This is a genomic window from Nonomuraea polychroma, assembly GCF_004011505.1.
Classification (GTDB): domain Bacteria; phylum Actinomycetota; class Actinomycetes; order Streptosporangiales; family Streptosporangiaceae; genus Nonomuraea; species Nonomuraea polychroma.
This window is the reverse complement of record NZ_SAUN01000001.1, coordinates 7,512,467-7,534,246: the sequence shown is the minus strand read 5'-3', so window position 1 is coordinate 7,534,246 and position 21,780 is coordinate 7,512,467. Positions and strand designations below refer to the sequence as shown.

General features: G+C 69.6%; 20 protein-coding genes. 13 read left to right on the top strand and 7 right to left on the bottom strand.

From position 1 onward, the window contains the following. Positions 1–12 precede the first annotated feature (12 nt). The 4 genes from EDD27_RS34365 to EDD27_RS34350 all read left to right on the top strand — a co-directional run bounded on the left by EDD27_RS34365 (position 13) and on the right by EDD27_RS34350 (position 4,437). Complete coding sequence (locus tag EDD27_RS34365; protein WP_127936087.1) at positions 13–1,752, top strand: acetolactate synthase large subunit; 1,740 nt, start codon at positions 13–15, stop codon at positions 1,750–1,752. Beyond that, complete coding sequence (gene ilvN / locus EDD27_RS34360) at positions 1,745–2,269, top strand: acetolactate synthase small subunit (protein ID WP_127936086.1); 525 nt, start codon at positions 1,745–1,747, stop codon at positions 2,267–2,269. Before EDD27_RS34365 ends, ilvN begins: the two co-directional genes overlap by 8 nt. 23 nt (positions 2,270–2,292) lie before the next feature. Continuing rightward, complete coding sequence (gene ilvC / locus EDD27_RS34355) at positions 2,293–3,276, top strand: ketol-acid reductoisomerase (RefSeq protein WP_127941147.1); 984 nt, start codon at positions 2,293–2,295, stop codon at positions 3,274–3,276. Between the two features lie 237 nt (positions 3,277–3,513). Further along, a complete protein-coding gene (locus tag EDD27_RS34350; RefSeq protein ID WP_127936085.1) occupies positions 3,514–4,437 on the top strand; it encodes a hypothetical protein in 924 nt (307 codons plus the stop codon). On the opposite strand, the gene EDD27_RS34345 is transcribed toward EDD27_RS34350, so the two are convergent. Continuing rightward, entirely contained in the window at positions 4,422–4,781 is a 360-nt protein-coding gene (locus EDD27_RS34345; RefSeq protein WP_127936084.1) for an ArsR/SmtB family transcription factor, read from the bottom strand. The two genes, EDD27_RS34350 and EDD27_RS34345, sit on opposite strands and share 16 nt — an antisense overlap. Positions 4,782–4,859: 78 nt before the next feature. Between EDD27_RS34345 and EDD27_RS34340 the strand changes: the two genes are divergently transcribed. Continuing rightward, on the top strand, positions 4,860–6,848 hold the full coding sequence (locus EDD27_RS34340) for a heavy metal translocating P-type ATPase (RefSeq protein ID WP_421916244.1): 1,989 nt from the start codon (positions 4,860–4,862) through the stop codon (positions 6,846–6,848). Here the strand turns inward: EDD27_RS34340 and EDD27_RS34335 are convergent. Beyond that, entirely contained in the window at positions 6,841–7,470 is a 630-nt protein-coding gene (locus EDD27_RS34335) for a class F sortase (RefSeq protein WP_206641786.1), read from the bottom strand. The two genes, EDD27_RS34340 and EDD27_RS34335, sit on opposite strands and share 8 nt — an antisense overlap. Positions 7,471–7,759: 289 nt before the next feature. Here EDD27_RS34335 and EDD27_RS34330 point away from each other — a divergent pair, with 289 nt between their 5' ends. The 3 genes from EDD27_RS34330 (at position 7,760) to EDD27_RS34320 (ending at position 10,843) form a co-directional block, all read left to right on the top strand. After that, on the top strand, positions 7,760–8,803 hold the full coding sequence (locus EDD27_RS34330) for a glycosyltransferase family 2 protein (protein ID WP_127936082.1): 1,044 nt from the start codon (positions 7,760–7,762) through the stop codon (positions 8,801–8,803). A gap of 280 nt (positions 8,804–9,083) precedes the next feature. Continuing rightward, positions 9,084–9,923: a hypothetical protein gene (locus EDD27_RS34325; protein ID WP_127936081.1), complete on the top strand. Its 840-nt coding sequence runs from the start codon at positions 9,084–9,086 to the stop codon at positions 9,921–9,923. 35 nt (positions 9,924–9,958) lie between these two features. Then, on the top strand, positions 9,959–10,843 hold the full coding sequence (locus EDD27_RS34320; protein WP_127936080.1) for an alpha/beta fold hydrolase: 885 nt from the start codon (positions 9,959–9,961) through the stop codon (positions 10,841–10,843). Here EDD27_RS34320 and EDD27_RS34315 read toward each other — a convergent pair. Both EDD27_RS34315 and EDD27_RS34310 read right to left on the bottom strand, forming a co-directional pair. Next, positions 10,836–11,684, bottom strand: coding sequence for a hypothetical protein (locus EDD27_RS34315; protein WP_127936079.1), 849 nt, complete (start codon positions 11,682–11,684; stop codon positions 10,836–10,838). The genes EDD27_RS34320 and EDD27_RS34315 overlap by 8 nt on opposite strands. Position 11,685: 1 nt before the next feature. After that, the gene (locus EDD27_RS34310) at positions 11,686–12,186 is read right to left on the bottom strand and encodes a SigE family RNA polymerase sigma factor (protein WP_127936078.1); all 501 of its coding nucleotides are present in this window, start codon (positions 12,184–12,186) and stop codon (positions 11,686–11,688) included. Positions 12,187–12,355: 169 nt separating this feature from the next. On the opposite strand from EDD27_RS34310, the gene map reads away from it, so the two are divergent. Both map and EDD27_RS34300 read left to right on the top strand, forming a co-directional pair. Continuing rightward, positions 12,356–13,123, top strand: coding sequence for a type I methionyl aminopeptidase (gene map / locus EDD27_RS34305; RefSeq protein WP_127936077.1), 768 nt, complete (start codon positions 12,356–12,358; stop codon positions 13,121–13,123). Between the two features lie 216 nt (positions 13,124–13,339). Further along, positions 13,340–13,588: a hypothetical protein gene (locus EDD27_RS34300; protein ID WP_127936076.1), complete on the top strand. Its 249-nt coding sequence runs from the start codon at positions 13,340–13,342 to the stop codon at positions 13,586–13,588. Between the two features lie 405 nt (positions 13,589–13,993). On the opposite strand, the gene dacB is transcribed toward EDD27_RS34300, so the two are convergent. Continuing rightward, positions 13,994–15,538: a D-alanyl-D-alanine carboxypeptidase/D-alanyl-D-alanine endopeptidase gene (gene dacB / locus EDD27_RS34295; RefSeq protein WP_127936075.1), complete on the bottom strand. Its 1,545-nt coding sequence runs from the start codon at positions 15,536–15,538 to the stop codon at positions 13,994–13,996. 415 nt (positions 15,539–15,953) lie between these two features. After that, complete coding sequence (locus tag EDD27_RS34290) at positions 15,954–16,508, bottom strand: DUF1707 and FHA domain-containing protein (RefSeq protein ID WP_127936074.1); 555 nt, start codon at positions 16,506–16,508, stop codon at positions 15,954–15,956. Between the two features lie 88 nt (positions 16,509–16,596). On the opposite strand from EDD27_RS34290, the gene EDD27_RS34285 reads away from it, so the two are divergent. From EDD27_RS34285 to EDD27_RS34275, 3 genes are read left to right on the top strand one after another with little or no spacing between them, the layout of a single operon-like run. Beyond that, entirely contained in the window at positions 16,597–17,112 is a 516-nt protein-coding gene (locus EDD27_RS34285) for a PadR family transcriptional regulator (RefSeq protein ID WP_127936073.1), read from the top strand. Next, positions 17,109–17,792, top strand: coding sequence for an ABC transporter ATP-binding protein (locus tag EDD27_RS34280; RefSeq protein WP_127936072.1), 684 nt, complete (start codon positions 17,109–17,111; stop codon positions 17,790–17,792). The genes EDD27_RS34285 and EDD27_RS34280 overlap by 4 nt, the downstream gene beginning before the upstream one ends. Next, positions 17,789–20,377: an ABC transporter permease gene (locus EDD27_RS34275; protein WP_127936071.1), complete on the top strand. Its 2,589-nt coding sequence runs from the start codon at positions 17,789–17,791 to the stop codon at positions 20,375–20,377. Before EDD27_RS34280 ends, EDD27_RS34275 begins: the two co-directional genes overlap by 4 nt. On the opposite strand, the gene EDD27_RS34270 is transcribed toward EDD27_RS34275, so the two are convergent. Beyond that, the gene (locus EDD27_RS34270; protein ID WP_127936070.1) at positions 20,337–21,698 is read right to left on the bottom strand and encodes an MFS transporter; all 1,362 of its coding nucleotides are present in this window, start codon (positions 21,696–21,698) and stop codon (positions 20,337–20,339) included. The two genes, EDD27_RS34275 and EDD27_RS34270, sit on opposite strands and share 41 nt — an antisense overlap. Positions 21,699–21,780 lie beyond the last annotated feature (82 nt).

The window sequence follows — 21,780 nt, the reverse complement described above, 5'->3', positions numbered from 1 at the left end:
AGGAACGAGCCGATGACCGAACGCATGACAGGTGCACAAGCCCTGGTGAGGGCGTTGGAGCACGTGGGAGTCGACACCGTGTTCGGGATCCCTGGCGGCGCCATCCTGCCCGCCTACGATCCTCTCTACGACTCGACCAAGGTCCGGCACGTGCTTGTACGGCACGAGCAGGGCGCAGGGCACGCGGCCGAGGGCTATGCGCAGGCCACGGGCAAGGTGGGTGTGTGCATGGCGACCAGCGGTCCCGGTGCCACCAACCTGGTGACGCCGATCGCGGACGCGTATATGGACTCGGTGCCGATCGTGGCGATCACCGGACAGGTGGCCAGCAAGGCGATCGGTACGGACGCCTTCCAAGAGGCCGACATTTCCGGCATCACCATGCCGATCACCAAGCACAATTTCCTGGTCACCGACGCGGCGGACATTCCGCGCACGATCGCCGAGGCGTTCCACATCGCCTCGACCGGCCGGCCCGGCCCGGTGCTCGTGGACATCTCCAAGGACGCGCTGCAGGCCGACACCACCTTCTCCTGGCCGCCGGTGATGCAACTGCCGGGCTACCGCCCGGTGACGCGGCCGCACTCGAAGCAGATCCGCGAGGCGGCCAAGCTGATCGCCGAGTCCAAGCGGCCGGTCCTGTACGTCGGCGGCGGCGTGCACAAGGCCCGCGCCTCGGCGGAGCTGCTGCAGCTGGCCGAGCTGACGCACATCCCGGTGATCACCACGTTGATGGCGCGCGGCACGTTCCCCGACAGCCACCCGCAGCACATGGGCATGCCTGGCATGCACGGCAGCGTGTCGGCCGTCGGCGCGCTGCAGCAGTCCGACCTGATCATCGGCCTCGGGGTGCGCTTCGACGACCGGGTGACCGGCGAGCTGAAGTCGTTCGCGCCGTACGCGAAGGTCGTGCACGCCGACATCGACCCGGCGGAGATCTCCAAGAACCGGCACGCCGACGTGCCCATCGTGGGCGACTGCAAGGAGGTCATCAATGACCTCATCGCCGCGATCCAGGCGTCCGGGCAGAAGGGCGACTACGCCGACTGGTGGACGCTGCTCAACAGCTACAAGAAGACGTACCCGCTGGGTTACGAGCGGTTCGAGGACGGCTCGCTGGCCCCGCAGTACGTGATGGAGCGGCTGAGCGCGATCGCCGGACCGGACACGTACTACGTGGCCGGGGTCGGCCAGCACCAGATGTGGGCCTCGCAGTTCATCGACTACGAGAACCCCGGCACGTTCATCAACTCCGGCGGCCTGGGCACGATGGGCTTCGCCGTGCCGGCCGCGATGGGCGCCAAGATGGGCCGCCCGGACGCCACGGTGTGGGCCATCGACGGCGACGGCTGCTTCCAGATGACCAACCAGGAGCTGGCCACCTGCGCGCTGGAGGGCGTGCCGATCAAGATCGCCGTCATCAACAACGGTAACCTGGGCATGGTTCGCCAGTGGCAGACGCTCTTCTACGACCAGCGCTACTCCAACACGAACCTGCAGACGACGCGCCGGATCCCGGACTTCGTGAAGCTCGCCGAGGCCTATGGTTGTGTGGGCCTGCGGTGCGAGCGTCCCGAGGACGTGGACGCCGTCATCAAGAAGGCCATGGAGATCAATGACGTGCCCGTCGTGGTCGACTTCGTCGTCCACCAGGACGCGATGGTCTGGCCCATGGTCGCGGCAGGCACCAGCAACGACGACATCAAGATCGCCCGCGACATGGCGCCGAAGTGGGAGAACGAGGATGAGTAGGCACACTCTGTCGGTGCTTGTCGAGAACAAGCCGGGCGTGCTGGCCCGCGTGTCGGCGCTGTTCAGCCGGCGCGGTTTCAACATCGACTCGCTGGCCGTCGGGCCGACCGAGCACGACGACATCTCACGCATGACGATCGTCGTGAGCGTCGAGGACCTGCCGTTGGAGCAGGTCACCAAGCAGCTCAACAAGCTCGTGAACGTGCTCAAGATCGTTGAGCTCGACCCGTCGCAGTCCGTGCAGCGCGAGCTGATGCTGATCAAGGTCAAGGCCGACGCCGAGAGCCGCTCGCACGTGCTGGAGCTCGTCCAGCTCTTCCGCGCCCGCTGCGTCGACGTGGCGGCCGACGCCGTGACCATCGAGGTCACCGGCACACCCGACAAGCTGGATGCCTTCATCAAGGTGCTCGAGCCGTTCGGTATCAAAGAACTTGTACAGTCGGGCATGGTGGCCATCGGCCGCGGCGCCCGATCCATCACTGACCGGTCCCTCAGGGCACTGGACCGTACCGCCTGAAAGGTTTGAAGCAAGTGACCGAGATCTACTACGACGACCAGGCCGACCTGTCGATCATTCAGGGACGCCACGTGGCCGTGCTGGGGTACGGCAGCCAGGGCCACGCCCACGCGCTCTCTCTGCGTGACTCCGGCGTGGACGTGCGCGTCGGCCTGCCCGAGGGCTCCAAGAGCCGGGAGAAGGCGGAGAACGACGGGCTGCGGGTCGTCACGCCGGCCGAGGCCGTCGAGGAGGCCAACCTCACGATGATCCTGGCGCCGGACCACATCCAGCGCCACCTGTACGCCGAGCACGTCGCTCCCAACCTCGTCGAGGGCGACGCCCTGTTCTTCGGGCACGGCCTGAACATCCGCTACGGCCTCATCGAGGCGCCCGAGGGCGTCGACGTCTGCATGGTCGCCCCGAAGGGCCCCGGCCACCTCGTCCGCCGCCAGTTCGAGGCCGGCCGCGGTGTGCCCTGCCTCGTGGCCGTCGAGAAGGACGCCTCCGGCAAGGCGCTGGACCTGGCGCTGTCGTACGCCAAGGGCATCGGTGGCACCCGCGCCGGCGCGCTGCGCACCACGTTCAAGGAGGAGACGGAGACCGACCTGTTCGGCGAGCAGGCCGTGCTGTGCGGTGGCGTGTCCGAGCTCATCAAGGCGGGCTTCGACACGCTGATCGAGGCCGGCTACCAGCCGGAGGTCGCGTACTTCGAGTGCCTGCACGAGATGAAGCTCATCGTCGACCTGATGTACGAGGGCGGCATCTCCAAGATGTACTGGTCGGTCTCCGACACGGCGGAGTACGGCGGCTACACCCGCGGCCCGCGCGTCGTCGGCGACGAGGCCCGTCAGGAGATGCGCCGCATCCTGGGCGAGATCCAGGACGGGTCGTTCGCGCGTGAGCTGGTCGAGGAGTTCGACAGCGGCCAGAAGAAGTTCTCCCAGTACCGCGAGGAGCTGGCCGAGGACCCGATCGAGAAGACGGGCGCCAAGCTGCGCCCGATGATGAGCTGGCTGAAGGCCTAGCTCACCGGGTGGTTCGGGTGGGCGTTTCGCGCGCCCACCCGTACTGTCCGCGGATGGCTACGGAAAGCCCCACCGAACGCAGGCGTCCGGTGGGGCTTTCGCACGGGGACTGCGGCAGCAGCGCGATCATGCTGGTCCCTCCGGGAATGTGGAATCCACGCCGCTTCTTTGTGCGGAGTCTGTGGAGGTTCTGCCGATCGAGCCTTCGGCGAGGGACGAAAACACGACCATGGGCGCATGCGGGACATGACGCCATCGGCGGCATTAGGCAGAGGTGTGCTGGTCGGGCTGGTGGTCGGGGCCGTGCAGGCCGGCATGTGGGCGGCGAGCCCGCCATGGGACGGACACTCGGGCGTGCGCGGTCCTTATTCTTCCGAAATGCTGTTGGCGCTCTTGGTGATCGGCATGGCCATGGCGGCTCAGTTCCTGTCACGCCGCCGGCTCGTCATCGCCTTGGCCGGTGGGCTCGCCACCCTGACCCTGGGTGGCGCCCTGTGGAGCGTCGCGCCCGAGACGACCGACTACGGGTTCGACCGGTCGTTGCTCGGCGGAGTGCACGTGCTGGCGGCGGTGGCCGGATTCGCCGTCGCCGCCTGGGCGCTGACGGCCACGGGGCAGTGGTGGTGCAGGGGCGCCGCGCTCTGCGGGCTCGCCGCCGTCTGCGGGCTGGCGTTCTCCCTCGAGGAGCCGGCCCGGCGCTGGCACCAGGCGCGCAGCTTCGAACTGCTCGGAGTGCCGCTGGTGGCGCCCGACATCTCCGAGCACAGGCTCTACGACGCCCAAGCCCCGATCATCGGCAGCCCGGAGGAGCCGGCGATCTCGCTGGAGTACCGGCGCGGCGGTGCGGAGGCGGTGGGCGGGAGCTTCCTGGGCATCCAGGTGACCGTCCGCCGGGGCTCGGCCGCGAGCGCCGCGGAGGCGTGCACGACGCCGTACGCCGGGTCCTGGCAGGACGAGGCCGGCCCCTGCCGGGCGGCATCCCGGGATCGGTGGGTCCGCTATGGCAAGAACGGACGGATCGGGGTGTTCGCCCATAGGAACGGTGCGTTGCTCCAGCTCGAAAGCCATGGTGCCGGCGAAGAGGCGCTCCTCGCGGCGGTCGAGACGCTCCGGCCGATAGCCGCCGAGACGCTCGCGGAGCACGTTCACCCCGTGCGGTGAGCCGCGTCGGCGGCGGGCAGGCTGTCGCGGTCGATGTGGTCGGCGTGGTAAAGGCCCTCGGTCAGGAGACGGCGCACGTGCTCGTCCGCCGCCCTGTAATACACGAACGTCCCCTCGCGACGCCCCTTGACCAGCCCGGCCAGACGAAGCTTGGCCAGGTGCTGGCTGACGGCGGTGGGGGCGGCGTCGGCGAGCTCGGCCAGGCAGGCGACGGACGACTCACCCTGCAGCAGCGCCCACAGGATCTTGATCCGGGTCGGGTCGGAGAGCAGGCGGAACGACTCCGCCGCCAGGTGCACCTGTTCCTCGTTCGGCATGTCGAAGTCGGGCAGCGACGTGTGCATGCCAGTAGCATAGCCGCCGACCTCTTTACTTGCGTATCTGCGTGAATGCGCATATACGATGCCATGGTGACCACAGATGTGAGAACGCGCCCCGCTGACGCCGTGCCGCCGCCGACCAAGGCCGCGACGTGGTGGCGGACCGGGGCGGGATCGTTGCCCGAGGTCCGCTGGGCGGTGGCCGCCACCGCCTTGTTCGCGGCCGGAGGCATCGCGCAGCTGGCCGGGGCGCCGTCGTGGATGTGGTGGGCGCTCTATCTCGCCTGCTACGCCGCCGGAGGCTGGGAGCCCGGACTGGCCGGACTGCAGGCGTTGCGGGACAAGACCCTGGACGTCGATCTGCTGATGGTGGTGGCGGCGATCGGGGCCGCCGCGATCGGGCAGGTATTCGACGGCGCGCTGCTCATCGTCATCTTCGCCACCTCGGGCGCGCTGGAGGCCGTCGCCACCAAACGCACCGAGGATTCCGTACGCGGACTGCTGAACCTGGCGCCTGAACGGGCCACCCGCGTGACGGAGAACGGCGGCGAGGAGATCGTCGACACCGCCGAGCTGGAGGTCGGCGAGATCATCCTGGTACGGCCGGGGGAGCGGATCGGCGCCGATGGTGAAGTCGTGGCCGGCGCCAGCGACGTCGACCAGGCGACCATCACCGGCGAGAGCCTGCCGGCGGACAAGCGGCCCGGCGACGAGGTGTTCGCCGGGACCCTGAACGGCGTGGGCGTCCTGCGGATACGGGTGACGCGGCCGGCGGCCGGCACGGTGATCGCCCGGATCGTCGCCATGGTCGAGCAGGCCAGTGCCACGAAGGCGCGTACCCAGCTGTTCATCGAGAAGGTCGAGCAGCGCTACTCCGTCGCCATGGTCGCCGCGACCGTCGCGTTGTTCACGTTGCCGTTGCTGTGGGGCGTGCCGCTGCAGGAGAGCCTGCTGCGGGCGATGACCTTCATGATCGTGGCCTCACCGTGCGCCGTGGTGCTGGCGACCATGCCGCCGCTGCTGGCCGCCATCGCCACCGCTGGGCGGAACGGGGTGCTGGTCAAGTCCGCCGTGGTCATGGAGCAGCTGGCCGGCGTCACCCAGGTCGCCTTCGACAAGACCGGCACGCTGACCGAGGGCCGGCCGTACCTGGCCGAGATCCGCCTACTCTCCGGGACGCGAGAGAGCGTCCTCCCGCTGGCCGCCGCGGCGGAGGAGGGATCGGAGCACCCGCTCGGCCGCGCCGTCGTCCAGGCGGCCCGCGAGGCGGGCCTGACCTGGCCCGCGGCGGAGTCGTTCGAGGCGGTGCCGGGGACCGGCGTGCGCGCACGCGTCGACGGGAAGCTGGTCGAGATCGGCAGCCCCACCGCGCTCCTGACACCTGCCCATCCTGGGGACCGGCAGGCCGGCGGGGCGGGCAGCAGCGCGTACGGCTCGGTGGTCGGCGAGCTGGAGGACGGCGGGCACAGTGCCGTGGTGATGCGCGTGGACGGCGTGCCCGTCGCCGTGCTGGCCCTGGCCGATCGCACGCGGCCCGGCGCGGCCGACGCCGTCGCCCGGCTGAAGGCGGTTACCGAGGCCCCGCCGGTGCTGCTGACCGGCGACAACCCGCGCGCGGCCGGCCGGGTGGCCGCCCACGTCGGGATCGACGACGTGTACGCCGGCCTGCTGCCCGAGCACAAGGTGACGGCCGTGCGCGAGCTCCAGGAACGGGGTGCGCGGGTGGCGCTGGTGGGCGACGGCGTCAACGACGCTCCCGCGCTGGCGTCGGCCCACACCGGCATCGCGATGGGCCGGGCCGGGTCCGATCTCGCCCTGGACACCGCCGACGCGGTCATCACGCGGGACGAACTGGCCGCCGTACCGGCTGTGCTCGCCCTGGCCCGGCGGGCCCGCCGCCTGGTCATCGCCAACCTCGCCATTGCCGGGACCTTCATCGCGGTGCTGGTGGGCTGGGACCTGTTCGGGGAACTGCCGCTGCCGCTCGGCGTGGCCGGGCACGAGGGCTCCACCATCATCGTCGGCCTCAACGGCCTGCGCCTGCTCCGCGACGCGGCCTGGCGCCGCGCCGCCGCGCCGGGTCTCAGGTGATCGAGACGAGGTGGCCGTAGGCGATGATGTTGTTCCGATAGTGGCCGCTCGTGCCGTCGAAGTCGCCGCCGCAGGTGATCAGCCGGATGGCCGGGTACGCCACGTCGCCGTAGACCCGCTGAGTGGGGAAGGCGTCCTTGCGTACCGACTCCAGCGCGTCGAGCTGGAACGTGGCGACTCTGCCGTCGGCACGCGTCACCCGTACGCGATCGCCCGGGCGCAGCTCGCCGAGCCGGTAGAAGACGGCCGGGCCGTCTGCGGTGTCCACGTGGCCGACGATCACGGTGGGGCCGGCGGTTCCCGGGGCCGCGCCGCGCTCGTACCAGCCCGTCTGATCGGCCTTCGACAGGGGCGGAACCTCCAGCGTGCCGTCGGAGCCGAGGCCCAGTTTCATGACCTTCGCCCGTACGTCGATCTCGGGGATCTCCACTCGGACCGGGGGTGAGGCCGGGACTCGCGGAATCGCGGCCACCGGAACGGTGGCGGCGATGGCGGGAGCGGGAGCCGGGACGGCGGGCGCCGCGGATCGGGGCCACGAGGACATCGCGATCAGAGCGGCGGCTCCGAGCACGGCGGCGAGGGCGGGCAGCACGATGCCACGGCGACCACGAGATTTGGGCAAAAGGGAACCTAATTCGGATCAAGGAGGAGATGGGTGTTTTTGGTGAGATTCAACTGTATAGGAGTTGATAGGTCCTCTTAAGGGGGTTAAAGAAGGCAAAGAGCATGATAGATTGTCCTTTGCTCGCTGATCTGGGCATTTTCCTCATCAGGCGATAGCTCCGTCTCTTCACCCCACTTCGCCTGAAAGCGCCCACGTGATCACCCCTCAGCGGGCCGTTGCGCGACCGCGACCGACGTCGCACCGTTACGACGGCAAGACAAGCCTGCCCTGGACGCCGATCGACCGGATGCGTGTCACGGCGCTGATCCCCGCCCACAACGAGGCCGAGCAGATCGCCGAGAGCATCGACTCGCTGCGCTTCCAGACCCGGCCACCGGATCGCGTCATCGTGATCGCCGACAACTGCTTCGACGCCACCGCCCACATCGCCCGTCGTTGCGGCGCCGAGGTGTACGAGACCGTGGGCAACGCGCACAAGAAGGCGGGCGCGCTCAACCAGGTGCTCGACCGGCTGCTGCACTTCCTCGGCACCGACGACGTGATCCTCGTCATGGACGCCGACTCGGCGCTGGACCGGGGCTTCGTACAGGCCGGGCTCGAATACCTGGCCGAGGGCCGTTACGCCGCCGTCGGCGGCACCTTCACCGGCAAGGACGGCGGCGGGTTCGTCGGCATGCTCCAGCGCAACGAGTACGTCCGCTACGCCCGCGACGTCCGCCGGCTTCAGGGCAAGGCACTCGTACTGACCGGGACCGCCACCCTCTTCCGCGCGCTCACGTTGCAGCAGGTCGTCGCCGCACGGAGCGCCGGTCGCCTGCCCGGCGCGGCCCACGTGTACGACGTGCGCGTCCTCACCGAGGACAACGAGCTCACGCTGGCCATCCTCCACCTGGGCCTGCGCATCCTGGCGCCCAGCACATGCACGCTGACCACCGAGGTCATGCCCACCTGGCGCGAGCTCTTCCGCCAGCGGTTGCGCTGGAAGCGCGGCGCGCTGGAGAACCTGACCGACTACGGGTGGACGAAGGTGACCCGGCCCTACTGGGGACGGCAGTTGCTCTCGCTCATCGGTGTCGTGGTCGTCTTCCTCTACCTGGGAACCGTTGTGTGGTCCATCGCGGTGGCGGGAGATCTGCGGATCCAGCCCGTGTGGGCCGCCATCACCGTGATCTTCATGGTCGAACGCGTCGTGACCGTACGCGCCCGCGGCCCCCGGCAGATGCTCCTGGCCGGGTTACTGCTCGTGGAGATGGTCTTCGACGTGTTCCTGCAGATCGTCCAGGCGAAGGCCTTCTGGGAGGCGGCCTGGCACAGAGAAAGGAAATGGTGAAATGTACAACAACCTGCCAATCGGGGGTGTGGCGGCTGGTTTCGGGGGTCTCGTGTCCGCTCCATTCGCCGGCTTCAACGCGATCTGGATCGGGCTGGCGATCTTCACGGTCGTCTCCGCGGGTCTCGCCGTCAAGCGGATGATTCCCAAGCGCGAGTCCTGAACCCCTGGAGCGCCTCTCTCACCGAGGGGCGCTCCGCTTTGCTCGAACTAGTTGACTAGCGATCTTAGATGCACAAGATTGTTCGCGTCCCTCTGGACCGTCCCAAGGAAAACGCAGATGAAGCGAACAATCGTCGGTGCCGCCGTGGTGGCGGGCGTGGCCTTAGCGGCCGCCCCCGCGCAGGCGGCCCCCAAGATCGACCCGGTGAAGGAGCTCAAGGCTGAGCTGGCGCCGGGCAAGGCCGTCAATGTCCTGGCCACGGCGAAGGTGACGTACTCGCCGGGCCAGTACGCCACGTCCGAGCTCGATGGCACGATCGGGTTCGGCACGCGGGGCGTGGTCGCCTCCGATGTGGCCCACACCCTGCGCTACAGCCCGGATCTGCTGCGCAGGATGATGAAGGCCGAGCCGGAGCAGACCGAGGCGCTGCAGCAGTCGTCCACCAGGATGATCTCCGCTGGGGACGTGAGCTACGTCTCCGGGCCGGTGGTGGAGGAGGGGTTGCGGCGGGCCGACGCGAGCTGGGTGCGCTATGGAGGGGTGGCGGTGCCCGCCGGCAATCTCCTGCTCGAGGTGTTGGAGCCGGACACGCTCAAGACGCTGCTGGCCGAGCGCACCTCCGCACGCGACGGGGTGGTGAAGGGGTCGATCACGACCAAGAAGCTCGCCTCGGTGTCCGATGCCTTCGCCGAGCGGTTCGGGGCGCCGTCGAAGAAGAGCCGGGTCGGCAAGATCTCCTACACGATCTGGTTCGGTGCCAACGGTCTGATCCAGCGGGTGTCCGCCAAGGGTGTGCTGCCGGTGGGAGACAAGGGTTCGGTCCAGGTCGAGTCGGAGACCAGGTTCATGGACTGGGGGCGTCAGGTCACCGTTCTGCTGCCCCTGGAAGGGGACGTGATCGACAAGAAGGAAGTCGAGGATGACGTTCCCACGGGTGTTCCGGGGATCTGGAACTAGATAACAACCGGTCGTGGCGGGCAGATGCGTACGCCATGACCACAAGCATCATGGCACCGGTCGCGCACAGGACGATCGACGTCGGCGGGATCGAGATCTTCTACCGCGCGGCCGGGCCGCCGGACGCGCCGGTGTTCCTGCTGCCGCACGGTTATCCCTGCTCCTCGTACGAGTTCCGCAACCTCATGCCCGCGCTCGGCGACCGATGGCGGTTGATCGCCCCCGACCTGCCGGGCTTCGGCTACAGCGGAACGCCCGACCGCACCGCCTTCTCCTACACCTTCGACGGCTACGCCGGCTTCCTGGAACGCTTCACGCAGGTCATGGGACTGTCGCGATACGCCGTTTACCTGCACGACTACGGCTCCCAGTTCGGGCTGCGCCTGGCCATGCGCGCCCCCGAGCGGGTCACCGCGCTCGTCATCCAGAACGGCGACATCTACGAGGACGAGCTCGGGCCGAAGTACGGGTGGCTCAAGGAGTTCTGGGCGAACCCGACGCCGGAGGGCCGGGCGAAGCTCGCCGCGAACGTCACGGAGGAGGGTTTCCGTGACGAGTTCGCCGGCGAGCTGCCCGAGCACCTGGCCGTCCGGGTGAGCCCGGACCTGTGGAAACTGCACTGGGCGCTGATGGACACCCCGCAGCGCCGCGAGAACGTCGTCGCTCTCTTCGAGGACCAGGCGACGACGCTCGAATGGTTCCCCAAACAGCAGGCGTACCTGCGCGAGCACCGTCCGCCGACGTTGATCGTGTGGGGCCCGCACGACGGGTACATGCCCGAGGGCGCCGCCAGGGCCTACCTCCGCGACCTGCCGGACGCCGAGCTGCACCTGCTCGACGCCGGCCACTGGGCGCTGGAGACCAGCCTGGGGGAGATCGTCCCGCTCGTCCGCGGCTTCCTGAGCCGGGTCCTCACGTAACCGGGCCGCGCCAGTCGAACGGCACGTACGGCGCGCGGCCCAGGACCTTGCCCGCCGCGTCATAGGCCGTCACGGTGACGCGAGGCGTGTCGACGTAGTCGGCCATCTCTCCATGCTGGTCCTTGCGGGAGACGGTGCCGGCGGGCGTCCTGGCGATGAAGAAGCCGTTGCTCACGACGGCGTCCGTGGGCTTCCCGGCGGACCAGTCGATCACCACCCGCCGCACCGAAGAACCGACCCGGCCGGCGACCACGCGGACGTAGTTGTCCTGGCTCTTGGGGTCCGGGGCCCACCAGTACTGCACGGTGTACCTGTCCACGATGAGCGGATCGGTGGCGCTCGCCAGGTTCCCCGGAGCCTTGTTGCCCCAATAGGTGAACACCGGAGGATCGGGCGTCTCGGCGCTCGGCGTGCACAGGACGAAGCCCTTGGTACTGCCGACAAGGGCGGTGTAGCCGTTCTTGTCCCGATGTTCGGCCAGCACGCGGAAGTCCGCCACCGTGCCGTGTGCGGGGTCGCGCCAGTCGGGGTTGACGTTGACGGACGGGCCTCCGGCGGGCATGCAGGCACGCACGGCCTGGAGCTGCCGCGGGGTGTTCGGCGGCAGTTCGGGGGCGGGCGGAGTGGCGACTTTCGCGGTCATCGGCTCACCGCCGAGTGAGGAGACGACGACGCCCGCGACCAGGACGGCGCAGGCGGCCGCGAGCGTCCACGACAGGCGGCGACGTTGGGACGAGCGGGCGGTCGCGCGGGCGGCGTAGGAGTGGGGGTCCACGGGGCGGGCCTCGCCGGCCATGCGCCGCAGCTCCTCGGCGATGGTGTGTTCGTTGACGGTCGTCATGTCAGGCCTCCAGGGTGACGGGTTCGCCGACCAGCTGGCGCAGCCGGGTGATCGCCTGATGCGTCTGGCTGCGTACGGTGCCTACCGAGCAGCCCATGATCTTGGCGACCTCCGACTCCGAGAGGTCCTCGTAGTAACGCAGCACCAGCACCGCCCGCTTGCGCACGGGTAACGCGCGCAGTGCCTGGCCGAGCGTGATGCGGGTGTCCACCTCGGCGGTGCGGTCGCCGGTCGCCCGCTCGGGCACCACGTCCACCACCCGCTCCCGGCCCCAGCGCGGGCTGCGCCAGCGGCCGACCTGTTCGTGGTACATCACCCGCCGCACGTACGCCTCCGGGTTGCCGCGGATGCGCCGCCAGTGGCCCGCCGTCTTGGCCAGCGCGGTCTGCAGCAGGTCCTCGGCGGCGTGCTGGTCATCGGTCAGGACGTACGCGAGCCTGATCAAGCTGTCCGAGCGGGCGGCCACGAACTCGGCGAAGTCCTGTTGCTGGTCGGGATGCACGAGTCTCCTTGGGAACGAGGTCTCGCCTTGTTTAGACGCGGCCGACACCCAGGATCTATGGCGTACGTTCTCGACTTCCGGCTGGTGGGCCTCGACCGAGTCGGCACGGCGCCAATCCGTGATAATAATACCGGTATAGTTATCGAGCCGGGGGAACGGAGGAATGGCCGTGATCGAGCTGAAGAGTGTCGGGGAGATCGCCGCGATGCGGGAGGCGGGCCGGGTGGTGGCGGCCGTGCACGCGGCGGTGCGGGAGCAGGCTGCCATCGGGGTGTCGCTGGCGCGGCTCGACGAGGTGGCGCGGACGGTCATCGAGGAGGCGCGGGCGGGGGCGTCCTTCCTGGGCTATCACCCGGCGTTCGGCGCCACCCCGTATCCGGGGGTGATCTGCACGTCCGTCAACGGGGTCATGCTGCACGGCCTGCCGACGCCGTACCGGCTGCGCGACGGCGACCTGATCAGTGTGGACTGCGGCGCGTACGTGGATGGCTGGCACGCGGACGGCACGGTGAGCTTCACGGTCGGCGAGCCGCGCGAGGAGGACCTGAAACTGATCAAGGTGGCCGAGGAGACGCTCGCCGCCGGCATCAAGGCGGCCGTGCCCGGCGGCAGGATGGGGGATATCGGCCACGCCATGTCCACGATCGGCCGCGGCGCCGGCTACGGCATGCAGAACGACTTCGGTGGTCACGGCATCGGGCGGGCCATGCACGAGTCGCCGTTCGTGCCCAACGAGGCCCGCGGGGGCCGGGGCCTGCTGCTGCGGCCCGGCCTGGTGATCGCGATCGAGCCGAGCCTGATCGCCGGGGGCGGCGACGGTTACTACATGGCCGACGACGGCTGGTCGGTGTGCTCCGCGGACGGCAGTAGGAGCGTGCACGTGGAGCACACGGTCGCCGTCACCGCTGACGGGCCGGTCGTCCTTACCCTTCCCTAGTGATCGTGGTCATCCGGCGGTCATGAAAGTGGCAGGCCTTTCTCATTCGAGCGCAGGTATTCGCCAAGAAGGATGATCTTTGGCACTTCTTCCGCCACCTGGGGGGTTTTTGCAGGTCAAGAGAGGAATACGGGTGGTTTGTTGAAAGAGGGCATAGGGCAGATCTTCTCGCGATAGCTACGGAGAGTAGTCGAGAGGTATCAAGGAGATTCGACCATGTATAGACAAGGGCTCGTCCTGCTCGGTCTCGTCGGCGGGATGGTCGCGTTCGGCGGCTCCGCGCTAGCTGCGACACCCGCCGTCACCGCCGAGTCCGTCCAGGCAAACATCCTGCCGGACCTCGACGACAACGGAAATGGGCAGGGACTGACCTACATCGGCGAGCGGAACAACTTCGGTGAGGACAACGACCTCGTCGATCTGGGCTTGGGCGATCTCCTCCCCATCAGCATCCTGAGCCGCTGACCCAACGCGTACGGAAGGGGGCCTGCCTGCTGGGGTGGGCCCCCTTCGCCGTGCTCGGCGTTCCGTGTGCTCGGCATCGAAGGGAAGGGCGGGCCCGGCCGCGGTCCGTGTGCGGGGGGAGGCGCGGCCGGGCCCGCTGGGAAGGGAGCGCTGTGGGCGTGCGGTGGGAAACCGGCTCGGGGTGTGGCCGGTGAAGGCCCTGCGCTCCTGTGGCTTTAGCGGGCCAATGCCTGAAGCTGTCTGTGCATTTGGTCCTCCGGTGACGAGCTCGACAGTGCGTCGAACCCGCATTCTGGTCCTCCTTAGTGGGCCATGTCCCGAAAAGTCGCGGCATACCTGGAACTCCAAATGGCCGTTCGGGTAAACCATGGCGGCTCCCTGGACGTCAGGGAGCCGCCATGGCGGCTAGCACTGGACGGGCTTCATCCACGAGCACTCGAGGTCGCCCGCCGGGGCGTCGTTCGCCGAGCGGAGCTGGGCCGTGGTGTTGACCGGGTTGGCGCGGGAGAACTGGGCGAGCCGGACCGCGATCTTGTCCTCGATGTCCTTGGGCGAGCCCGACAGGTACTGGTTCAGCATGATCGAGAAGATCAGCGGCTCGCCGTCGGCGCTCGTGACGTACCCGGACAACGAGGTCACGCCGGTCAGCGAGCCGGTCTTGGCATGGACGTTGTTCGCGGCCGGCGTGTTGCGCATCCGGCTGCGCAGCGTGCCGCCGACGAAACGGTCGGCATTGCCCGCGATGGGCAGTGACTCGTACCAGGTCGGGAACCACGGCTTGCCGCGTACGGCGGTCAGCAGCTGCGCGATCGAGCCGGGCGAGAACCCGTCGCGGCGCGACAGCCCCGAGCCGTCCCGCATGTTGATCACCTGCACCCCGTTGGCCTTGGCGAAGTCGGTGCTGACCTTGAGCCCGGCCGACCACGTGCCCTGGTTCGCGACCTTGCGGCCCATGGCCTTGGTGAGGATCTCGGCGTGGATGTTGTTGCTGAGCTTCATGAACGGCACCAGCAGCTCGCCCAGCGTCATCGACTCGTGCGCGGCGACTTCCTTCGCCCCGTCCGGGGCCGCCGCGGCCGCGGTCGGGCCGAGGACCTTGACGCCGTGCTTGGCCAGGGACTTGCGGAACAGCGAGGAGACGTACGCGGTGGGGTCGTCCACGGCCACCCACTCCTGGTACGGGGTCGCCACCGTGCCGGTGATCACAACCGTCCGCGTGCCGTGTTGCCGCTCGATGAGCACATCCGTCTTCGTGCCCACGGTGGCCTTGTTGACGATCTTCAGGTAGTCGGTCTCCGGTGTGGTGGAGACCTTGACCTTGTCGCCGTCGGCGGCCACCGCCACGACCACCGAGCCCGCGTCGTAGTCCCGGTCCGGCGAGGCGGTCAGCGCGGAGATCGGCGCCGCGTAGTAGGCGGTCTCGTCGTCCCATGACCAGTCGTTGCCGAGCCGCTGGGAGTCGAACCACGTGTCGTCGGCCAGCAGCTTGCCCGTGACGACCTTGATGCCCTCCGCCGCGACCTTCGCGGCCAGCGCGTCGTAGTCCTCGGCCAGCATCGTCGGGTCGCCAGTGCCGCGCAGCACCAGGTCGCCGGTCAGGATCGAGCCGCTCTTACGGCCGGAGGTCAGGACGGAGGTGGAGAAACGGTAGTCGAGGCCGAGCGTCTCCGCTGCCGCGGCCGAGGTGAAGAGCTTGGTGTTCGACGCCGGGATGAGCAGCTTGCCGGCGTCGGTGGCGTACAGCTCCTCGCCGGTCGCGGCGCTCTTGACCACGACGCCCGCTCTGGCGATCGTGAGCCGCGAGTCGCTGAGGATCTGGTTGATGTCCTGGGACAGGTCGGCCACTCCGGCCGAGGGGTCGAGGGCGACGGCGGGGGAGGTGGGACTGGACGCCCACGCGAGGGCCGCGACGAGCGCGCCCGCGACGAGGGATGCTGAGGTGCGCCGCATGGGGTCTCCAAAGGGCTGAGGGATCGCCGTCAGATCATGACCCGGCCCCACCATCCTGCAATCCGCAAATATCCGTATTTCTCCCCGCCGCCCCGCCCATCGCCCCCGTCCGCCCATCCCTCCGTTCTCCGCCCGCAGGCCCGCCCATCGCGCCTGTCACTCCCGGACCAGCGCACGGTCGTCCAAACCCGACGTCGCGCGCACACGATCAACGGCGTGACCCGGCGGCACTCAGCACCAGGGGGCCGGATAAGCGCTGCGCAGCGGGCGGCCGGTGGAGAATGGGACGCCGGTGCACCGCGAACAGAACCCGCGCTTGGACGGCGGCACAGCCAGGCAGTAGCGCCAGGCGTGCGACGGGACGGGATGGGCGCCGAACGCGCTCGCGTATTGAGTCCGTGATGAAGGGCGCGGGTCAGGTGGACGACGGCTGGCCGGAGATCAGGAGGAAGCCGCAGTCGCCGAACGAGACCTCATCGCCGGACCTCACCCGGGCCGGCCCCACGAGCCGCCACCCGTTCAGCCGCGTGCCGTTGAGCGACCCCAGGTCGACCAGCATCCACCCGCCGTCGTCCTCCCGCCGCAGCTCGGCGTGGACCCGGGACACCGTCAGGTCGGACAGCACGAGATCGCAGGCCGACCCCCGCCCCACCACATACCGCAGCCGGTCGTCGTCGGGCAGCGCCAGCCGGGGCAGTCGCGGCCGCCGCCAGGCCGTCTGCAGTTTGGTGGAGAACTCGGAAACAGCGGCGACCGCGTCGGTCAGCCGCTGCCTGATCGTCGGCCGCTTCGGTAAGTCGGCCACCAGCTCGTCGAGCTCCCACTGGTTGCGGGCCCGTAATGCCTGGTCCACGCGCCCCACGAAGGTGTCATGGGAGATCCGGCCCTCGACGGCGCGGACTTTGAGCTCGTCGATCGCACGGTCACGTTCCCCGTCGGATGCGCGAAAGGGTGGGTGCGTCGAGCTCATGTAGCGAGTATCGGCCTGAACCTCGCCCCCTGTCCAGAAAACGCGGATCAGTTGCGGTGGGCATACTCAGTATGCATACTCAGTATCCATGTCGATCAGACACGGGCTGCTCGCGTTGCTGAGCAGAGGACCGCGTTACGGCTACCAGCTGCGGGTGGAGTTCGAGGCGTCGACGGGGGCGACCTGGCCGCTCAACATCGGCCAGGTCTACACGACGCTCTCGCGGCTGGAACGTGACGGCCTGGTCGCGCCAGGCGGCGCCGACGAGCAGGGGCGAGCGGTCTACACGATCACCGAGGCCGGTCGTACGGAGCTGGAGCGATGGTTCAGCACCCCCGTCGCCCAGGACGACCGGCCTCGGGACGAACTGGCGATCAAAATCGCGATGGCCGTGGCCGGCGGCGACGTCGACGTGGCCGAGGTCATCCTGACCCAGCGCATGGCCACCATGCGCGCCTTGCAGGAGTTCACCCAGGCCAAACGGGCCGCCACCGGAGGGCTCGCGCAGCGGCTGGTCCTCGATTCGCTGATTTTCAAGGCCGAGGCGGAGCAGCGCTGGCTGGACCACTGCGAGGCCGTGTCCAAGGAGAAGAAGAACGCATGACTGTGGTGAGTAGTTTGCGCGACGTGACCCGCGAGCACGGCCCGGTGCACGCACTGAGGGACGTGAGCCTGGAGGTGTCGAGCGGCGAGCTGGTCGCGGTCATGGGCCCGTCGGGCTCGGGCAAGTCGACCCTGCTCAACCTGGCCGGCGGGCTGGACCGGCCCACGTCCGGCATCGTGACGATCGAGGGCCGCGACCTCGCCCGGGTGAAGGACCTGGCGGCGCTGAGACGCCGCAGCGTCGGCTACGTCTTCCAGGACCTCAACCTGATCCCGTCCCTGACGGCCGCCGAGAACGTGATGTTACCCAGGGAGCTCGACGGCGTACGTTCGGGCCGGGCCCGCGCCGAGGCGCTGGCCGCGCTGGCCGACGTGGGAGCCGAGGAGGTCGCCGACCGTTTCCCCGAGGAGCTGTCCGGCGGCCAGCGCCAGCGCGTGGCCATCGCCAGGGCGTTGACGGGTGAGCGGCGGTTGCTGCTGGCCGACGAGCCGACCGGCGCGCTGGACACCGCGACCGGTGACGAGATCCTGCAACTGCTGCGTTCCCGCTGCGACGAGGGAGTGGCGGTGCTGCTCGTCACGCACGAGCCGCGCTACGCGGCCTGGGCCGACCGCGTGGTCTACCTGCGTGACGGCCTGATCGCCGAGGCGAACGCCGTGCGGCTGGAGAGCGCACGATGAGCGCGTTCCGGGCCGCGCTGCGGATCTCGCGCAGGGACGCGCTGCGCTTCAAGGGCCGCACCGCGCTCATCATGGTGATGATCGGCCTGCCCGTGCTGGTCATCACGGCGGCGCTCACCTCCATCGCCACGACGCAGCTCACCCCGCAGGAGAAGGTGCCCTCCCTGCTGGGCTCGGCGGACGCACGACTGATCACGCTCCCTTTCCGCACGCCCGTCAAGCAGAATTACACCGGCGAGGCACACGAGCAGCGGCAGGCGCGGCGCTCCGACCGGGCCTGGACGCCCGCGGAGATCAACACGCTGCTCCCTGGCCGCCTGCTCCGCTACCAGAGCAGCGTCGTGGAGGCGCGGCTGGCGGACGGCTATGACCGGGTGGACGTGTTGGAGGTCGACCTGCGCGACCCGCTGACGAACGGTATGCGCCACCTCGTCGAAGGAAGGTTGCCGGCCGCGCCGGGCGAGGTCGCGGTCTCTCCCGAGATGATCGATCGGGGCGTGCGGATCGGCGGCACGGTACAGGTATGGCGGCCGGATCGCGCCGTGCGCGTGGTCGGCGTCGTCCAGCACCCGAACCGTCCCGGCCTGCGGGAGATGGTCGCTCTGCCGGAGGGCCTGCTCCAGCACCAGAACGACGGCAACAGCAGCGGCTGGCTTGCCGACACCTCCGGCCCCGTCCAGCGGGCGGACATCCGGCGCCTGAACCAGGCGGGTCTGGCGGTCAGCTCCCGCGCCGTGATCGAGAACCCCACGCAGGCTGAGCTGAGGCGTAAGAGCTTCGACCCGGAAGGGCCCGTACGCGGGCTGGTCTCGCTCGGCATCGCGGTCGTGCTCATCGTCATGGAGACCGCGCTGCTCGCCGGGCCATCCTTCGCGGTCGGGCTGCGGCGCAGGCGCAGGGAACTGGCGGTGATCGCCGCCCAGGGCGCCTCCGGCCCGCACCTCCGGACCATCGTGCTGGCCGACGGGCTCGTGCTGGGCGGCGCGGCCGTGCTGCTCGGCGCCGCCTTCGGCATCGGGGCGGGCGTGCTGGTGGAGTCGGTTTCGGCCCGCACGCTGGACTGGACGCACGGTCCCGTGGACGTCCCGTGGTTGCAGGTGGCGGGCGTGGCCTTGCTCGGCGTGGTGAGCGGGCTGACCGCGGCATTGGTGCCGGCGGTGCAGGGGAGCCGGCAGAGTCCTGTCCACGTGCTGGCCGGACGGGCCGCCGTGGACACGCACGGGCGCACGGGCCGCCCCCTCCTCGGGTCCGCGCTCGTGGCTCTGGGCATCGGTGGGAGCTTCGTCGCCGTGCGCCACGGCGTGCTCTCCGTCGCGGCCTCCGCGGCGATCCTCGTGCTCGGCCTCGTCGCGCTGATGCCGTGGCTGGTGCGGAGCACGGGACTGCTCGCCGCGCGGCTGCCGCTCCCGCTGCGGCTCTCCGTACGCGACGGCTCCCGCCACCGGGTCCGTACGGCCTCCGCCGCCGCGGCCGTCATGGCGGCCACCATGGCCGCGGTCACCGTCGGCATCGGTCTCAGCAGCTCCTACGCCCAGCGGGAGGAGATGAGGGCCACCGTGGTGCCTGCGGGAACCGTGACCATCGGCAGGTACGACGTGGACGATCAGCAATGGTCCACCATCCGGACGGCGGTCACCCAGGCGCTGCCCGGCGTGGAGCTGGTCCCCGGGCAGACGGCCATGAACCAGCACGAGAGCACGAACCTGAGGGTCACGTGGGATCCCCAAGCCTGTGGGAAGAAGAGGTGCGCCCCGCCCGACGCCCACTCCATGCCCCTGCCGATCGGGGACGAGCGCTTGCTCGCGCTCCTCCAGGGACGCCATGACCCGCAGGCCGCCGCCGCGTTGAAGGCGGGCAAGGCCGTGGTGTTCGACGCCGAACTGGTGCGAGACGGGACGCTCGAGCTGGTGGCCGAGTCGTCGGATCTGAACGGGGCCACGCGCAACAAGAAGTTCAAGGTGCCGGCGGTCGTGTCGAGGGCGGCCGAGCCCGCGCAGACCGGTGCGCTGCTCCCGGCTTCGGCCGCGACGGCCGCCGGGTTCACGGTGGCCGAGCGCCTCCTCTACGCCTCTTATGTGCCCGACGACGAGGAACGCCTGGACCGTGACCTCAGCGTGGTGGGCGGAGGCGTCTTCGTCAGCGTGGAGAAGCGGTTCGACGACTTCCTCCCCACCGTGCTCCTGATGCTGCTCGGCGCGGCGCTCGTCCTTGTGCTCGGTGGCACGTTCGCGGCCACCGGCCTGGCCGCGGCGGACATGCGCCAGGATCTCGACACCATGTCGGCGGTCGGCGGGGCGCCAGTGGTGCGCAGGCTCGTGGTGGCGGCCCAGGCCGCGTACATCTCGGGCCTCGGCGCCCTGACGGGGCTCGCCGGAGGCCTGGTCAGCGGCGTCGCGCTCACCTGGCCGATGACCCGGACCGGCTACCGGGAGCCGGGGGCCGCCTTCTTCGACCCCGGGCCCACCACCATCGACATCCCGTGGTGGTTCCTGGCCGGGATCGTGGTCGGGCTGCCGCTGCTGGCGGCCTTGGTGGCCGGGGCGTTCACGCGGACGCGTCTGGTGCTGGCGCGACGGGTGGCGTGAGGCGGTATTTCAGCACCATCAGCACCGACGTGAAGATGATCACAGCGGGGACCGTGGTCTGACCTATGAGGACCGCGGTCACCGCGCTCTCCGGCTGCTGGACCGGGTTGCTCGGCTCGGACTCGATGAAGCCGCCGATCGACAGGATCACGCCGAAGATCAGCGCGCCGAACGAGCTGACCCCACTCTCGATGGCCGTCCACAACCCGGTCAGCACGCCCGCCCGGCGCTTGCCGGTCCGCGCCGCGTCCGCCGCGATCACGTCGGCCAGCATCGAGAACTGCAGCAGTTGCAGCCCCGCGTACCCGACGCCCACGAGCGCGACCATCACATGCGCCCACACCGCGCCGAACAGCGGCGTCGCCATGGTGGCCGTGGTGCCGCCTGCGAACAGCAGCGTGCCCATGAGCATCGCGCCGCGTTTGTCGAACCGCTTGGACAGCCGCACCCACAGCGGCATCGTCAGCAACATCGGGCCCACCAGCGCGGCGAAGAGCGTCTGCGTGGCCTTGGGAGAGCCGATCGTGTAGGTCGCGAAGTACGGCGCCCCGGCCAGCATCATGCTCACGGCCAGCATTTGCGTGCAGGACAGCACGGTCAGCCAGAGGAACGCCGAGTTGCCCTTGATCGCGGCGAACTGCTCGCGCCATCCGCCATGATCCGCATCGGGGGCGCCGGCCATGGGGGCGCGGGCGGTGCCGAAGAAGGAGCCCAGCATGGCGGCGAGCATGATGACCGCGATCGTGGCCGCCATCAGCCGGTAGCTGCCCAGGGTGCCGTTCCCGCCCTCGCTGGTGGCGATGGCCGGCGCCAGCACGCCGCTGATCGCGGTGGCCGCGCCGATGAACACCATCCGCCACTGCAGCAGCGACGTGCGCTCGTGGTAGTCGTGGGTCATCTCGCCGGGCATCGCCTTGTACGGGACCTCGAACAACGCGTACGCCGTCGCGGTCGCAAGGAAGCACACGCCCACGTACGCGGCGGCCGGCACCCCGGTCAGCGGCGGCCCCGCGAACACCAGGAAGAACGCGATCGGCAGCGTGCATGCCCCGGCCAGCAGCCACGGCCGCCGCGGGCCCCATCGCGAGGCGGTGCGGTCCGACCAGCGCCCGACCAGCGGGTTGAGCACGAGGTCCCAGACCTTGGGCGCGGTGACCACCACACCGGCCAGCCATGCGGGCACGGCCAGGAAATTGGTCATGTAGTAGAGCAGGAGCAGCCCCGGCACGGCGTTGACCGTGGCCGTGCAGAAGGAGCCCACCCCGTAGCCGAGGCGCACGCCCCTGGGGACCGTGGGCGTGCTCACCATCGGTGCGATCATGAGCCCATTGAAGCCGAGCGAGAGCTTGTTTGGGGAGGCCTAGTTTCCGCGCACGCGGCGAGGGGCCCGGTCGCCCGGGCCC

Coding starts and splice junctions, on each gene's coding strand:
- EDD27_RS34365 (WP_127936087.1), top strand. CDS start 13: ATGACCGAACGCATGACAGGTGCACAAGCCCTGGTGAGGGCGTTGGAG.
- ilvN (WP_127936086.1), top strand. CDS start 1,745: ATGAGTAGGCACACTCTGTCGGTGCTTGTCGAGAACAAGCCGGGCGTG.
- EDD27_RS34350 (WP_127936085.1), top strand. CDS start 3,514: ATGCGGGACATGACGCCATCGGCGGCATTAGGCAGAGGTGTGCTGGTC.
- EDD27_RS34345 (WP_127936084.1), bottom strand. CDS start 4,781: ATGCACACGTCGCTGCCCGACTTCGACATGCCGAACGAGGAACAGGTG.
- EDD27_RS34330 (WP_127936082.1), top strand. CDS start 7,760: ATGCGTGTCACGGCGCTGATCCCCGCCCACAACGAGGCCGAGCAGATC.
- EDD27_RS34325 (WP_127936081.1), top strand. CDS start 9,084: ATGAAGCGAACAATCGTCGGTGCCGCCGTGGTGGCGGGCGTGGCCTTA.
- EDD27_RS34320 (WP_127936080.1), top strand. CDS start 9,959: ATGACCACAAGCATCATGGCACCGGTCGCGCACAGGACGATCGACGTC.
- EDD27_RS34315 (WP_127936079.1), bottom strand. CDS start 11,684: ATGACGACCGTCAACGAACACACCATCGCCGAGGAGCTGCGGCGCATG.
- EDD27_RS34300 (WP_127936076.1), top strand. CDS start 13,340: ATGTATAGACAAGGGCTCGTCCTGCTCGGTCTCGTCGGCGGGATGGTC.
- dacB (WP_127936075.1), bottom strand. CDS start 15,538: ATGCGGCGCACCTCAGCATCCCTCGTCGCGGGCGCGCTCGTCGCGGCC.
- EDD27_RS34290 (WP_127936074.1), bottom strand. CDS start 16,508: ATGAGCTCGACGCACCCACCCTTTCGCGCATCCGACGGGGAACGTGAC.
- EDD27_RS34285 (WP_127936073.1), top strand. CDS start 16,597: ATGTCGATCAGACACGGGCTGCTCGCGTTGCTGAGCAGAGGACCGCGT.
- EDD27_RS34280 (WP_127936072.1), top strand. CDS start 17,109: ATGACTGTGGTGAGTAGTTTGCGCGACGTGACCCGCGAGCACGGCCCG.
- EDD27_RS34275 (WP_127936071.1), top strand. CDS start 17,789: ATGAGCGCGTTCCGGGCCGCGCTGCGGATCTCGCGCAGGGACGCGCTG.
- EDD27_RS34270 (WP_127936070.1), bottom strand. CDS start 21,698: ATGATCGCACCGATGGTGAGCACGCCCACGGTCCCCAGGGGCGTGCGC.